Source organism: Reyranella sp., assembly GCF_050185545.1.
Classification (GTDB): Bacteria; Pseudomonadota; Alphaproteobacteria; order Reyranellales; family Reyranellaceae; genus Reyranella.
Window position 1 is genome coordinate 1363 of record NZ_JBFWZI010000166.1, and the last position, 14597, is coordinate 15959.

At 66.7% G+C, this 14597-nt stretch carries 14 protein-coding genes; 8 read left to right on the forward strand and 6 right to left on the reverse strand.

Going from position 1 to position 14597, the window contains the following annotated elements; all coding sequences use genetic code 11:
- Window positions 1-401 precede the first annotated feature (401 nt).
- The 5 genes from AB7O82_RS29925 to AB7O82_RS29945 all read left to right on the forward strand — a co-directional run bounded on the left by AB7O82_RS29925 (window position 402) and on the right by AB7O82_RS29945 (window position 5147).
- Window positions 402-1229 (forward strand): CoA-transferase subunit beta, encoded by an 828-nt coding sequence (locus AB7O82_RS29925; RefSeq protein ID WP_428549302.1) that lies wholly within the window; start codon window positions 402-404, stop codon window positions 1227-1229.
- Window positions 1226-2377, forward strand: coding sequence for an acyl-CoA dehydrogenase family protein (locus AB7O82_RS29930; protein ID WP_428549304.1), 1152 nt, complete (start codon window positions 1226-1228; stop codon window positions 2375-2377). The genes AB7O82_RS29925 and AB7O82_RS29930 overlap by 4 nt, the downstream gene beginning before the upstream one ends.
- A 4-nt stretch (window positions 2378-2381) precedes the next feature.
- On the forward strand, window positions 2382-3290 hold the full coding sequence (locus AB7O82_RS29935) for a CoA transferase subunit A (RefSeq protein ID WP_428549306.1): 909 nt from the start codon (window positions 2382-2384) through the stop codon (window positions 3288-3290).
- Window positions 3287-4006, forward strand: a complete 720-nt coding sequence (locus AB7O82_RS29940; protein WP_428549308.1) for a FadR/GntR family transcriptional regulator — start codon at window positions 3287-3289, stop codon at window positions 4004-4006. The genes AB7O82_RS29935 and AB7O82_RS29940 overlap by 4 nt, the downstream gene beginning before the upstream one ends.
- A gap of 169 nt (window positions 4007-4175) precedes the next feature.
- Window positions 4176-5147: a Bug family tripartite tricarboxylate transporter substrate binding protein gene (locus AB7O82_RS29945; RefSeq protein WP_428549310.1), complete on the forward strand. Its 972-nt coding sequence runs from the start codon at window positions 4176-4178 to the stop codon at window positions 5145-5147.
- 82 nt (window positions 5148-5229) lie between these two features.
- Here the strand turns inward: AB7O82_RS29945 and AB7O82_RS29950 are convergent, their stop codons facing one another.
- The 5 genes from AB7O82_RS29950 to AB7O82_RS29970 form a co-directional block, all read right to left on the reverse strand.
- Window positions 5230-5664, reverse strand: a complete 435-nt coding sequence (locus AB7O82_RS29950) for a Zn-ribbon domain-containing OB-fold protein (protein WP_428549312.1) — start codon at window positions 5662-5664, stop codon at window positions 5230-5232.
- Window positions 5661-6842, reverse strand: a complete 1182-nt coding sequence (locus AB7O82_RS29955) for a thiolase C-terminal domain-containing protein (RefSeq protein ID WP_428549314.1) — start codon at window positions 6840-6842, stop codon at window positions 5661-5663. The genes AB7O82_RS29950 and AB7O82_RS29955 overlap by 4 nt, the downstream gene beginning before the upstream one ends.
- 10 nt (window positions 6843-6852) lie before the next feature.
- Window positions 6853-8055, reverse strand: coding sequence for an amidohydrolase family protein (locus AB7O82_RS29960; RefSeq protein WP_428549316.1), 1203 nt, complete (start codon window positions 8053-8055; stop codon window positions 6853-6855).
- Between the two features lie 99 nt (window positions 8056-8154).
- Entirely contained in the window at window positions 8155-8616 is a 462-nt protein-coding gene (locus tag AB7O82_RS29965; RefSeq protein WP_428549318.1) for a MarR family winged helix-turn-helix transcriptional regulator, read from the reverse strand.
- A gap of 71 nt (window positions 8617-8687) precedes the next feature.
- Window positions 8688-8879 carry a hypothetical protein gene (locus tag AB7O82_RS29970; protein WP_428549320.1) on the reverse strand — a complete coding sequence of 64 codons (192 nt, stop codon included), beginning with the start codon at window positions 8877-8879 and terminating at the stop codon, window positions 8688-8690.
- 161 nt (window positions 8880-9040) lie between these two features.
- Between AB7O82_RS29970 and AB7O82_RS29975 the strand changes: the two genes are divergently transcribed.
- The 3 genes from AB7O82_RS29975 (at window position 9041) to AB7O82_RS29985 (ending at window position 13605) form a co-directional block, all read left to right on the forward strand.
- Window positions 9041-12937 carry a VCBS domain-containing protein gene (locus tag AB7O82_RS29975; protein WP_428549322.1) on the forward strand — a complete coding sequence of 1299 codons (3897 nt, stop codon included), beginning with the start codon at window positions 9041-9043 and terminating at the stop codon, window positions 12935-12937.
- A gap of 91 nt (window positions 12938-13028) precedes the next feature.
- On the forward strand, window positions 13029-13313 hold the full coding sequence (locus AB7O82_RS29980; protein ID WP_428549324.1) for a type II toxin-antitoxin system RelE/ParE family toxin: 285 nt from the start codon (window positions 13029-13031) through the stop codon (window positions 13311-13313).
- Window positions 13285-13605, forward strand: coding sequence for a HigA family addiction module antitoxin (locus tag AB7O82_RS29985; RefSeq protein ID WP_428549326.1), 321 nt, complete (start codon window positions 13285-13287; stop codon window positions 13603-13605). The genes AB7O82_RS29980 and AB7O82_RS29985 overlap by 29 nt, the downstream gene beginning before the upstream one ends.
- 180 nt (window positions 13606-13785) lie before the next feature.
- Here the strand turns inward: AB7O82_RS29985 and AB7O82_RS29990 are convergent.
- Window positions 13786-14597 (reverse strand): MBL fold metallo-hydrolase (locus AB7O82_RS29990; RefSeq protein ID WP_428620912.1); only part of this gene is annotated, 812 nt, incomplete at its 5' end.

The following is a 14597-nucleotide window of genomic DNA, read 5'->3' on the forward strand; positions in this document are numbered from 1 at the left end:
CCCTCGAGGTGGCGACACACAATCTGCACTACCCGGCCTTCGTCGCCATGACGCGCAGCGAGGACACCGTCGAAGGACCGAAGGCCTTCGCCGAAAAGCGCAAGCCCAACTGGAAGGGGCGTTAGGCCTCTTTCGCGGGCGTCCCGCCCGCTCAGGGTCTTCCCGGACCGCGGGCGTCCCGCCCGCTCAGGGTCTTCCCGGACCGCGGGCGTCCCGCCCGCTCAGGGTCTTCCCGAACCGCGGGCGTCCCGCCCGCTCAGGGTCTTCTTGGACCGGATCGTTCCGCTCGCTGAGAATCATGAGCGGGCGGGACGCCCGCGGTGCGCATGGCTATGTGTTGACTTTTAAATGGTCGGGCCAATAAAAGACCCGACCAATGAACCAGCAGGAAGGTACGAAAAATGCCCGCCTCAGCTGCCGGCTTCGCGTTGGGCGAGATGCTGGCCGTGCTCCTGGCCCGCGACATGGCCGATGGCGAGAAGGCCATCGTCGGCACCAACTCCGACATCCAGGTTGCGGCGTGCAACCTCGCCCGCCAGCGCCACGCGCCGCATCTGTGGTGGGTCTCTGGGCCGGGCGGGATGACCAACCCGACGGAGGGCATCATCCGGCCGGCGGCCGATGCCGAGAACATCGCCGTCGCCCAGGCGGTCATGGACCTGCCGCAGATGATCGACTTCATCGACTGGCAGGTGCACTTCTTCGACTTCGCCATCCTGGGCGCCCTGCAGACCGACCGCTTCGGCAACATCAACACGGTCTGCGTCGGCGACCACGCCAGGCCGCGCCTGCGCGGACCCGGCACCGTCGGCATCAGCGCCCTGTGCGGCCTGTCGCGCCGCTTCTACATCATGATGACGCGCCACGACCGCGGCGCCTTCGTGCCCAAGGTCGACTTCGTCTGCGGCGCCGGCCATCTCCAGGGCGGCACCTCGCGCACCGATTTCGGCCTGCCCGAGGGCGGGCCGCGCTTCGCCGTGACGCCCCTCGGCGTATTCGACTTCGAGCCGGTCAGCAAGGCGATGCGCATCCGCTCCCTGCACGATGGCGTGACGCTCGAAGAAGTGCGCGACAAAACCGGCTTCGATCTCGTGGTGCCCGACACGATCCCGCACACCACCCCGCCGGATGCCGAAGAGCTGTTCGTGCTGCGCCACGCCGTCGATACGACCGGTGTGCTGGCCGCCAAGTTCCCCTGGCCCAAGGCCGAGCGAGAGGCCGCCCGATGAACAACTACCATTTCGAGGAACATCACCTTCTGCTGCGCGACCAGGTGCGCAAGATGGTGGAGAAGCACGTCGCCCCGATCGCCTCGGAGATCGATGAGAACAACCGTTTCCCCGACGAGCTGGTCGAGATCTTCGGCGATATGGGCCTGCTGCAGCTCTGGGTGCCGCAGGAATATGGCGGGCCGGGCGGCGACCTCACCTCGGTCTGCTTGGTCAAGGAGGAGATCGCCAAGGTCTCCGAATCGGCCGCCCTGCTCGCCGCCAACAACTCGTTCGGTCTCGTCCTGCCTATCCTCAACTTCGGCAGCGAGGAGCAGAAGCGTCACTATCTCGGGTTGTCGGCCAAGGGCCGCACGCTCAGCGCCGTCGCCATCACCGAGCCCGGCACCGGCTCGGACGTCTCGTCGATGAAGACGCGCGCCGTGAAGGACGGCGACAGCTGGGTGCTGAACGGCGGCAAGATCTACATTACCTTCGGCTCGGTGGCGCATTTCATCATGGTGTTCGCCCGCACCAGCGAGGGCAAAGGCGCCAACGGCATCTCGGCCTTCATCGTCGACACCAGAACCAGAGGATTCTCCTACGGCAAGCAGGACCGCAAGATGGGCATCCGCGGCGTGCCCAACGTGCCGATCTTCTTCGACAACCTGCGCGTGCCGGCCGAGAACATGATCGGCCCCGAGGGCCAGGCCTTCAAGACCTGCATGCGCATCCTCGATCTCAACCGGCCGACCATCGGCGCGATCTCGTGCGGGCTGGCGCAGGGTGCAATCGACCAGGCCACCGCCTACGCCCGCCAGCGCAACCAGTTCGGTCGGCCGATCGCCGAGTTCCAGGGCATCCAGTTCATGCTGGCCGACATGCAGATGCAGACCGAGGCGGCGCGCTGCATGCTCTACGATTGCGCCCGCATGGCCGACCGCGAGGAGTGGGAAGGCTTCTCGGCCAAGGCGTCGATGGTGAAATGCTTCGCCAGCGACACCGCCATGAAGGTCACCACCGACGCCGTGCAGATCTTCGGCGGCGCCGGCTACATGCGCGATTTTCCGGTCGAGCGCTACATGCGCGACGCCAAGATCAACCAGATCTTCGAGGGCACCAACCAGATTCAGCGTCTGGTGATCGCCCGCCACATGCTGCGGGGTTGACGCCATGGCGACCACGAAACACAGCAAACCCAGGTCGAGCAAGATCGTCGATCTCGATTCCGCGCTCTCGGCCGTCGAGGACGGCATGACCGTGGGCATCGGCGGCTGGATCTTCCATGGCCAGCCGATGGCGCTGATCCGCGGCCTGGTGCGCCGCGGCGCGCGCGACCTCAAGCTGGTCCCGGCGCCGGGCAGCGTGGCGCCCGACATGCTGATCGGCGCCGGGTGCGTGCGCGAGACGGCTTGCGTCTTCATCAGCTTCGAGCATCTCGGCCTCGCCCCCAACTTCCGCCGCGCCGCCCAGTCGGGCGCCCTCAAGGTGCTTGAGATGGACGGGCCGGGCATCGGCGGCGGCCTGCGCGCCGGGGCCTGCGACCTGCCCTACGGGCTGGTTCCCGACCTCGGCACCGATCTGCCCACAGTCAATCCGCAGGGCTATCGCAAGGCGCGCATCCAGGACGGCGGCCGGCCGCTGCTCGAGGTGCCGGCAATCAGGCCCGACATCGTGCTGCTGCACGGCCAGCAGGCCGACGAGGAAGGCAACGTGCAGTATTTCGGTGCCGGCTACTTCGATCTGCTGATGGCGCAGGCGGCGAAGCATGTGATCTGCTCGGTCGACCGCATCGTCCCGGCGAGCACCGTGCGCCAGTCGGCGCGGCTCACCAAGATTCCGTCCGCTTTCGTGCATGCGGTGGTGGTGACGCCGTTCGGTGCCCATCCCGGCTGCAGCCCCGGCCTCTATGTCCAGGACGAGAAGCATTTCGCCGCCTATATCGCGGCGAGCCGCGACCAGACGTCGTTCGATGCCTATCTCGCCGATCATGCGCGGCTGGCCGGCGGCGAGGCCGCTTATCTCGAGCGCATCGGCGCCAACGCGCTGGCCGCTCTCAGCGCCGGCGGTGCGGCGCCATGAGCCCCGGCTTCGACCCGATTCGCCGCCATCGTCTCTCCGACCAGGTGTCGGCGCAGATCCAGGGACGTATCGCCTCGGGCGAGCTGCGCTCGGGCGACAAGCTGCCGCCCGAGCGCGAGCTCGCCGAGAGCTTCGGCGTCAGTCGCGGCGCCGTGCGCGAGGCGCTGCGCAATCTCGAGCGCACCGGGCTGGTCTCGCTGCACGCCGGCGCGCGCGGCGGCGCCTTCATCGGCCAGGGTGATCCCAATTTGATCAGCGACAGCTTCCGCAACCTCTACCAGCTCGGCAGCGTGTCGCTCGACGAGCTGACCGAAGCGAGGCTATGGCTCGCCTCGACCGTGGTGCGCATCGCCTGCACGCGCGCCACCGACCAAGATCTTGCCCGGCTGACCGCCAATGTCGACGAGGCCGAACGGCTGCTGGCGGCCGGCCGCTACGACGACAAGATCGACGTCCATATAGAGTTCCACAATCTGCTGGCGCGAACCACACGGAACGCCGTGATGGTCATGCTGATGGGCGCGCTGATGGAACTGATGCGCGACTTCGCACACGCTGCCGGCGGCGAGCGCAACGACCTCACCATCAGAGCGCGCCGCCGCCTGCTCGACGCGCTCAGCCGGCGCGATGCCGACGCCGCCGTGGCGGCCATGACGGACCATCTTGAGAACCTGCGCGAACGCTACCGCGAGCGCGCGACGCGGCGTCCTGGATGAGCCCTCTTGCGGACCGCGGGCGTCCCGCCCGCTCATGCTCTTCTGGACGGCAGGTGCGCCTCGTCCGCCCGCTCGTCAGCGGCACGGGCGGCCAGCAGTCATCCGCAAGATGCGCATGAGCGGGCGGGACGCCCGCGGTCCGGAAAACCATGACCAATCAGGAGGAAACATGATCACACGTCGCACGGGCCTCGCCGCCCTCGCCCTGTCGCTCGGCCTGCTGCCGGGTGCCGCGCTGGCCCAATTTCCGGACAAGCCGATCCGGCTGGTCGTGCCCTACGCCCCGGGGGGCACGACCGACATCATGGCGCGCACGCTGCAGGAGCCGCTGTCGAAGGCGCTGGGCCAGCCGGTCGTGGTCGATAACAAGGCCGGCGCCGCAGGCGCCATCGGCACCGCCCAGGTCGCCCATGCCGCGTCAGACGGCTACACGTTGGTGTTCGGCAACAACGGGCCAAGCGCCATCGTGCCGCTGATCCAGAAGGATGTCGGCTACGATCCGATCAAGGATTTCGCACCGGTTTCCCTGGTGTCGATCGCGCCGATGACCTTGGTTGTGCATCCCTCGGTGCCGGCGAGCACGGTCAAGGAGCTGATCGCCTACGCCAAGGCGCAACCGAACGGCCTCGAGTACGGCACGGCAGGCGCCGGTTCTTTCGGCCATCTCGCCAGCGAGCTGTTCGCCAGGGAGGCCGGCCTCAAGCTCACGCACGTGCCCTACAAGGGTCAGGCGCCTTCGACCATGGGCGTGCTGAACGGTGAGGTGAAGATGCTGCTCACCACGTCGTCGGACACGCAGGATGCGGCGGTGCGGGCCGGCAAGCTCAAGCTGCTCGGCGTGTCGACGGCCAGGCCATCGCCACTGATGCCGGGCGCGCCGACGATCGGCGAGTCGCTGCCCGGCTTCGAGGTCAATGTCTGGTTCGGCATCCTGGCACCCGCCGGCACGCCGGCGCCGGTGATCGACAAGCTCAATGCAGCGATCCGTCAGGTCCTGGCCGATCCCGAGCTGCAGAAGAAGTTCATGGGCTACGGCTGCATCGCGACGGCGAGCACGCCGCAGGAGTTCGCCGCCATGATCGCTGCCGAGATCCCCAAGTGGAAGAGCGTGGTCGAGAGCGCGAAGATCACGGTGCAGTAGTCATGCTCTTCCGGACCGCGGGCATCTTGCCCGCTCATGAGCATGGGCGGGCAAGATGCCCGCGGTCCGGAAGAAGATGACCTCAGAGTGCCTTCCACTGCACCAGCGTGAAGGGCGGCTTGGCGTTGTCGTGCGGCTCGAACACGGCTTCCACTTCACTGCCGATCTTCACCTCCTGCTTGGGATCGCCCAGCAAGTTGCCCAGCATGCGGACGTTGCCGGCATCCGGCAGCTCGACCAGCACGACGATGTAGGGGCCGTGGCCCTTGAGCGCCGGATGCACCGGATGCCAGGGCCGCTCCCAGCTGTAGATGCGGCCCTTGCCCGACACCTTGTGCCAGCCCATGTCGAACGACAGGCACTTGTGGCAGATCCATTCGGGGCCCCACTGGAAGGTGCCGCAGGCGTTGCAGCGCTGCACCACGAGCTCGCCCTTGCGCGTGGCGTCCCAGTAGGGCTTGTCGAGCCCGTCATTCTCCGGAACGGGAATCGGCAATCCGCTCGGCAGGTAGCTCACAGGACTGCCTCCGTGCCCAGGATCATGCTCGAGACCGGCGTCACCATCGGGCCGGAAATCACCATCGATACCTCCGCATCTGCCACCTGCGCCGTCGACTGGCCGCGCAGCTGGCGCACCGCCTCGACCTGCAGCTCGAGGCCATGCATGTAGCACTCCGCCAGATTGCCGCCCGACGTGTTGAGCGGCAGCTTGCCGCCGGGCGCCATCAGATTCTCCGGCGTCAGGAATTCGTTGGCCTGCTCGGCGGTGAAGAAGCCGTGCTCGACCAGGCTCATCAGCACGCCGCCGGTGAAGTTTTCGTAGCTCTGCACCACGTCGACATCGGCCGGCTTGATGCCGGCCATGTCGTAGAGCTGCGGCGCAACGGTGGTGAAGCTCGAGGTCGCATAGAGCGGCGCGTTATGGCCGCGCGCGCCGTTGCGATACTCCGAGCCCTGCGCCGAACCCAGCAGGTAGGCAGGCTTGTGGCGATGATCGCGCGCAGTCTCGGCGGGCACGACGATCAGCGCGGCGGCGCCGTCGTTCTCCTGGCAGCAATCGAACAGTCGCCACGGCTCGACGATCCAGCGCGACGCATCGTAAGCCTCTGCGGTGAGCGGCCTGCCATGCATGACCGCCCGCGGATTGCTCTGCGCGTGATGGTACGAGGCGAGCGCGATCGCGCGCTGTGCCGACGGCGCGATGTGGTTCTCGTGCAGGAAGCGCATGGCGCGCATGGCATAGCGCTGAGCCGGCGACATCACGCCATAAGGCGCGTTGAGAGCCGCCTCGCCGACCGCGACGCCGCCCGGCGGCGCGGCGCCGAAGCGCTGGAACTGGCCCTGCGCCAGGGCCCGGAACACGACGACGCAATCGGCCATGCCGCAGGCCACCGCGGCTGCCGCGTTGCCCACAGCCGCGGAGCCGCCACCACCGCCGCCACCCCAGTTCATGTTGGAGAAGCGCAGCGCCGGAATGCCGAGCGCCGCGGCAAGCCGCGACGGCTCGTTGCGGTCGTTGGAGTAGGAGGCGAAGCCGTCGATCCGGCGCGGATCGATACCGGCATCCTCGCAGGCCGCCAGGATGGCCTGCAGGGCGAGCTTGAACTCCGATACCGGCGCCTTGCCGTGCCTGTAGTACGGTGTCTCGCCGATGCCGGCGATCGCCACCTTGCCACGAAGCGTACGCTTGCTCATGGACGCTCCGTCAGTTGGCGCGGTAGCGCGCCGGGACCTCGATGCCGAGGAACCGCGCGCAGTTGAGACCCAGCACCTTGGCGCGCGCCCCGTCGGAGAGCTGGCCCATCGTGCGCTCGATCGCCTCGGCCGAATGCGGCCAGGTGCCTTCATGGTGCGGGTAGTCGTTGGCCCACATGAAGTTGCCGTCGAGCCCGTGCGATTCGGCGAGATCGAGGCCGGCCTTGTCCTCCTGGAAAGACGAGAAGCCGTGCGCCCGGTAGTAGTCGCTCGGCAGGTTCTTCAGCTTCGGCCGCACCCAGAAATGGTGCTTCTTGTAGGCCTCGTCCATGGCGTCGAGCAGCCATGGCACCCAGCCGATGCCGGCCTCGATGGTGGCGAAGCGCAGTTTCGGGAAACGCTCGAGCACGCCCGAGGCACAGAGATTGGCGACCGGCTCGATGGTCGGCGACAGCGAGTGAGAGACATAGTTCACCACCGCACCGCCGTTACCACGCGCCGCGCGCGGGTCGCGCCCGGTCGAGACGTGGAAGGTGATCGGCAGGCCGGCGTCCTGGATCACCGCCCACAGCGGATCGAAGTGCGGCAGGTTGTAGTTCACCTGGTTGACGTCGGGGCCACCCCAGATCGGCTTGCATGGCAGGGTCAGGCACTTGAAGCCGAGCCGGGCCAGGCGCTGCACTTCGGCGATCGAGCCCTCGAGATCGGCGGTGGCCAGGGCGCCGGCCGGGATCATGCGATCCTGGTGCGTGCCGAACTGCTCCCACGCCCAGTCGTTCCACACCCGGCACTGCGCCATGGCGAACTCGGGATCGGGCGTCGCCCACATCGCGAGCCCCTTGTTGGGGAAGATCAGCTCGACGTCGACGCCGTCGAGATCATGGTCGGCGAGCCGGCCGAGCGGGTCGGCGCCGGCCTTGTTGCGCGCCATGTCCTCGCCTTCGAGCGTCGACAGGCGTAGCCGGTCGGGGCGATGGCCTTCGCTGACGCGCCATTGCACGCCGTCCTTGTCGGTGATCACCCGCGGCAGGCGCTCGCGGTACTTGGCGTCGATGCGCTCGACCCACAGATTGGCCGGCTCGTTGGCGTGGCCGTCGGCCGACACCATGAAGTACTTTTTGGCCGCATCGGGCCGTGCGCTGCGCGGCCAGCCGGCCGCGCCCGGCGACTCGAGGCGCCAGCGATTGGGCTCGTTCACTTGGATCCGGTTCATCGCTTCCTCCTTTTCTCTCGTCTTCAATTCACTCGGTGGCCATTCACTCGGCGGTCCTCTACTCGGCGGCCGCTGCTCGGCGGCCTCTTCGGCAGCCCTCTATTCGGCGGCGGGCGCGGCGATTTCCGTCCGCTCCTCGAGCTCCCGTTCGATGATGCCAAAGACCTGCTGGCAGGCCTCGAGCTCGTCGGCCGGCACCTTGGCCAGAAGCCGAGCCTGGATTTCGTACCCCACCTTGGCGGCGCGCTTGGCCAGTTCCCGGCCGGCCCGCGTCAGATGGATGCCGCGCGCGCGGCGGTCGCTCTCGTCCTCGCGCCGCTCGATCAGGCCACGACGCTCGAGATTGTCGAGCAGGCGGACCAGCGACGGGCCTTCGATCGACAGCGCCGTCGCCAGCTCCTTCTGTCGCACGCCGTCGCCCATCCGGCGCACGTAAACGAGCGGCCGCCACGTCGCTTCGGTGAGGCCGAGTAGTCGCAGTTCGGCGTCGATCGCCTGGCGCAGGCGCCGCGCGATGCGGGCGACGCGAAAGCCGAAATCGATGCTCGGGCGCGGCGGCATTCCGAGAAAGATAGTTTGCTAATCATCTAATTGGCAAGGCCCGGGACCCCCGCCGTTGCGAGCGTCTGCCGCTACTCGGAAGTCGGAGGTCGGCCAGTCGGCGTCTTGCTGCGATCGAGGGCCCGCCAGCGGCCGGCAATCTCGGGCAGCACGATCTCCTTGCCGGTGAGCCGCTCGACCGAGAGCACGCAAACGTGATCTGGTCGAGGTGCGGAAAGAAGTCCGCCGGGCGCTCCGGGCCGACCGCGCTGGTACTTGGCCATCCGCGCATCGAAGAATCGCCGCTTGGACTGAGCGGCTATCCTGCAACATCAATCGCTTTCGCGGCTTGTCGGTTGGGTACACCAACCGCAATATCGCCATGGATTCGCTTCAAAAGCCCGCAGCGGGCCCCTGAATTGATCGCCGCTCCAAGGAGACGTCAATGGCAGCGACAGACGACCAGACCCTCGCCACGGGTTTCGCCGCTGGCGCTGCCTTTGGGCTCTTCCTAAAGAAATTTCGCATTATTTATGACCATGAGCCTCAGGCAGAAGCAGCCGATACGTCGAAGAATCCTGGCTTTGCTGTTACAGCGCCGGCAAAGCAGACGTACGTCGCCCGCAAGGGCTCGCACACGGTATGGTTCGAGGTCGGCGGTGATAATCTGGCGTATCAGGATGGTCCAAGTGGCGTGGTCGTATCCGGTGGATCGGTCACCTCCCTGACTCTCCGCAATGATGCCGGGCAGGTTGTCATCACAGTCACTGGCTTCGACCCGATCGACGCCGCCCAGTTCTACACAATCATGTCGGGCTCCGACTCGTCCTCCGCGTATCAGATGCTGGTCGGGCTGGGCGAGGGCGACAGCACCATCACCGGCTCTGAAGTCGCCAACGGCACCGTTGCTGGGACAGGCAATGACACCGCCGTCATGGGAGAGGGTAATGACCTCGTTGTAAAGTTCCACGCTGGTGACCTCACCTACGACGGCGGCAACGGTTCCGACACGCTGTCCTTCAAGGCCTCTATCGGCATCTCCTTCCCGACGCCTTTCGTCCAGCAACTCGTCGTCGATCTGGGCACCGGCACCGGCCAGAATCCGTACGGCGGCGAACTGCACCTCACCAGTGTAGAGAACATCATTGGAACGCCGAACGCCGACCAGATCACCGGCAGCGACGCGGCCAACATCATCGGCGATGCCATCACCGAGACCGCGGGCGACGTGATCAACGCGCTGGGCGGCGACGACGCGATCGGCTTCTTCTCCTTTGCCGGGTTCGATCCGCAACTGACGGGCGCCAAGATCGATGGCGGCACCGGCACCGACACGCTGGTCTTCCAGTACGACCAGAAGGGCAACGTGCTCGATCTCGTGAACCAGGCGAACAACGCCGGCATGTTCCGCGACAGCACCTTCACGAGCATCGAGCGCTTCGTCGTCGGCGACGATTTCTCGACCAGCTTCGGCGACCTGGTCTTCAAGGGCGACGGCACAGCCCAGTACCTCGAGGTGCGAATCGGGAGCCTCTCGGTCGATCTCGGCGGCGGCGACGACACGTTGAAGCTCGCCGTCGCCTCGACCAACGGCAATGCGAACGTCGCCGAAGGCGGAGCCGGCGTTGACCGGCTGATCTTCAACGCATCCGGGGCAGGCAACGTACTCGATCTCGCCAGTCAAACCGGGTCCGGCCCGTTCCTCGGCTGGAAGTTCACCGACTTCGAGATCTTCGAATTGGCGACCGACGGGTCCGGCACGGCCTCGAGCTTCTGGATCGACTTCAACGGGGATGCGACGGGCAGCAAGGTCATCGGCGGCGCCGGCGCCGATCTCTTCCGGGGCCGTGGCGGCGACGACGTGCTGGTCGGTGGCGCCGGTGGCGACACCTACACCTACACGCTTGGCGACGGCAGCGACACCATAACGGACATCGGCTTCGGCGAGACCGATACGCTGCGCCTGCTCGGTGTCGCCCAGGGCGAGGTGACGCTGACCCGTGACGGCGACGACCTGCTGGTCAGCGTGAGCGCCGGCAGCGAGGTGATTCGCGTCACCGATCACTTCCTGGGTGGCGCCCGCGGGCTGGAGAAGATCGAGTTCGCCGGCGGCATCGCGTTCGATTGCCAGCAGATCCTCGATCAGGTTGCCGGCGCTGCACCGGATGCCTCGCCCAAGGTCGGCAGCGCGCTGGTCAATGTCGGCAACGAGGGTAGCGGCGTCACCATCGTCGACCTGCTTGCCGGTGCCAGCGACAGCGACGGCGATACGCTCTCCGTCGCCAACGTCGGCGGGCTCGGTGCGGGCATGAGCGTGGTCGGCAACACGCTGCACGTCGATCGCAGCGATGTCGCCTACGAAAGCTACAACGGTGGCGGTAGCCGCAGCTTCGCGGTCACCTACGACGTGGTCGACGGGCGCGGCGGCTCGGTGGCGCAGAAGGCGACCATCTGGGTGACCGGCGTCAACGATGCGGCGATGATCGGCGGCACGACGACCGGCGCGGTCACCGAGGATGGCGAGACCTCCACCTACGGCTTCCTCTCCATCGTCGATGTCGACGCCAACACGATCACCGGCACGAGCGAGGCGCGGTTCCAGACTCAGGGCCTGACGGCCCTGAAGTACGGCACCTTCAGCCTGGTCGACGCCAATGCCGGCCTGTGGATCTACGAACTCGACAATGGCAACGCGGCTGTGCAGGCGCTGAAGACCGGCCAGACGCTGACGGAGACTGTACAGGTCCTCGCCTTCGACAACACGGCCGCCAACGTCGTCATCACGATCAACGGCACCACGGACGGCAACGAGCCCACGAATACGCTGCCCTCGACCATCGGTCCGGTGACGGCCTCGGCGAGCGAGGACACCGGCATCGCCACCGTCGATCTCCTGATCGGCGCGTCCGACCTCGACGGCGATCCGCTGCAGGTCGTCAACCTGACAGGCCTGGTCGCCGGCGTGACGCAATCCGGCAATTCCCTCCTGGTCGACACCGGCAATGCGGCGTTCCAGGACCTCGCCGCTGTAGCGCCACGCCAGATCGTCGTGACTTACGACGTGAGTGACGGCAAGGGCGGAACCGCGGCCCAGTCGGCGACCGTGACGGTGACCGGCGTCAACGATCCGGCGGCCATCGGTGGCACCTCGGTCGGAACGGTAAGTGAGGACGGCGTCCTGACGGCGACCGGCGCGCTCACCATCTCCGATGCCGATGTCGGACAGGCGGGCTTCCAGGCCAGCACGCTGGCCGGCCTCTACGGCAGTCTCATGCTGGCCGCAGCGGGAGGCTGGACCTACACGCTCGACAACACCAACGCCGCCGTCCAGGCCCTCGATGCCGGCCAGTCGCTCACCGACACCATTGTCGTGCACGCGCTCGACGGGACGGTCAAGAACATCGTGGTCACCATCAACGGCGCCGACGAGCCCGTCGTGCTGCCGCCGGCCGGCCACGACGACGCCTATATCGTGCTCGAGGGCACCGCGCTGGCCGTCGCGGCATCGACCGGCGTGCTCTTCAACGACGAAGGCACCCCGCCGCTCACGGCGTCGACGATCAGCAACCCACCGCACGGCACGCTGCAGCTCGCGGCCGACGGCGGCTTCACCTACACGCCCCTCCCCGGGTTCGAAGGCGTCGACAGCTTCACCTACCGGGCGAGCCACGACGGACAGTTCCAGGACGCCCAGGCCACCATCCATGTCGTGCCGGTCACGATCGGCGCTACGACGACGCTCGACCTGCTGGCGCTGTCGGCCGAGCAGCAGATTGCGGCGACCTACGCTGCCTTCTTCGGCCGGGCCGCCGACTTTGGCGGATTCGATTTCTGGGTCGGGCAGTTCAACCAGAACCTGCCGACGCAGGGCGCGGCGGCACTGTTCGCCAACATCGCGAGCTCCTTCGGCATCAGCGCCGAGGCGCAGGGCCTCTACCCCTTCCTTGCCGACCCGTTCGGCGCGAGCGACGCGCAGATCTCGGCCTTCATCGACACCGTCTACGACAATCTGTTCAACCGCGGCTCCGACGCCGCGGGCCTCGCCTACTGGACGGGCCAGATCAAGCAGACGCTCGCGGCCGGCCAGTTCGTGGGCTCGGTGCTGGTCAACATCGTGAGCGGCGCCCAGGACTCCGCCGACGGCAAGGACATCACCACCTTGATGGGCAAGGTCGCGGTAAGCCTCGCCTACGTCGAGGAGCAGCAGGAGCACGACATGCAATGGGCCGGCGCCAGCGACCTGGCGGCCGCCACCCAGCTCCTGCAGCCGGTGACCGACGACGCTTCGACGGTTCTGCTCGGCGTCAGGAACGCCGAGACCCTGGTCGAGGCGCACGGCTGACAAGAGCCGCATTCGGTCCGTCCCGTACTCCCACTGGACGGGATTGGACTCCTCTTGAGACTGCTTGCATAACGTTATACGTTATGGCCGTATGATCCTCGGCTTTCGAGACACGGAAACTGCTCGAATCTGGCATGGCGAAAGAAGTCGTCGCCTGCCGTCGGACATCCAGGACGCTGCGCTCCGCAAGCTGCGTATGCTCAATCGATCTAATCACCTGAATGACTTGCGGGTGCCGCCGGGTAATCGTTTGGAAACGCTCCGCGGCGACAGGTCCGGACAGCACAGCATCAGGATCAACGACCAGTGGCGAATCTGCTTCGTGTGGACCGCCGGAGGACCAAACGATGTCGAAATCGTCGACTACCATCGCTAGGCGCGGGCTGCTCCGTAATCCGCACCCAGGAGAGATCCTCCTGGAGGAGTTCATCAAGCCGATGGGCTTGACGCAGAACGGCGTCGCGCGCGCGCTCGGTGTTCCGCCGCGGCGGATCAACGAGATCGTGTTGGGCAAGCGGGCGATCTCCGCCGACACGGATCTGCGGTTGGCCCGCTATCTCGGCGTCTCCGAGGGTTTCTTTATCGGCCTGCAGGTCGATTTCGAGCTCATGGAACGGCGGCGCGCGATCGCGCGCGAACTGAAGTCAATCCGGCCGCGCGCTGCCTAGCCTGTGTTTCCACGGAGCCGGACTTCCTTCCGTGGAAATCCAGGCTAGAGCACATCCGCGGACTGAAACAACCGAACGGGGGTGTCCCCGCTGGAGCCACCACCCGCCGTGCGCGTCTTTCCGACTTGGTAGACGATTTCCATCACGTTGGAATTCGCTCTTGGACAGATCGGTGGAAAGTCACCGCCCGCGGGTGTTGTCCCAATCCCAGTCGAGCTCGAAGCGGTCGCCCTTGTCCTTGACGTAGGCGGCGTGCGGCGGTGCGAAATGGGCGGGCATCAGGAGCGCGCCCTGCTCGACGCAGTCGGCCAGCAGCGTGTGGCGACTCTTGCGCGCGAGGTCGAGATCCTCGCAGAAGCGGCTGTTCCATTTCCACAGCGGCACCTGCACCGGGTTGTGCAAAGCATCGCCGGCGAAGATCGCCCGCTTGCCGCGCGATTCCAGATCGACGCGGATCTGGCCCGGCGTGTGGCCGGGTGCCGGCTTGAGCGTAAGACAATCGCACATGCCGTGTGTGCCGGTGACGAACTCTGCCTTCTTCGCCTCGACGATGGGCAGCACCGAATCGTTGTAGGTGTTGACCTGGTAGGTCTCGGTGTCGGGCTTCTTCGCCAGCGCCGCCCAGTGCTCGTGATCGGTGCGCGACATCACGTACCGGGCATTGGGAAAGGTCGGCACCCACTTGCCGTTCTCCAGCCGCGTGTTCCAGCCGACGTGATCGACGTGCAGATGCGTGCACATCACGAAGTCGATCTCCTCGGGCTGCACGCCGGCCTCGCGCAGGCGATCGAGATACTTGGTGTCGAGCATGTCGAAGCGCGGCATGCCCGGCCGCGGCTTGTGGTTGCCGCTGCAGGAATCGACTAGGATCGTGTACTTGGCCGTCCGCAGCAGCCACGAATGGATCGAGGTCATCAGCCGGCCGCTCTCCGGCTGGTAGTAGCTCGGCGCCAGCCAGTGCTGCTCGGCCTGGAACGCGTCGGGATTGAACT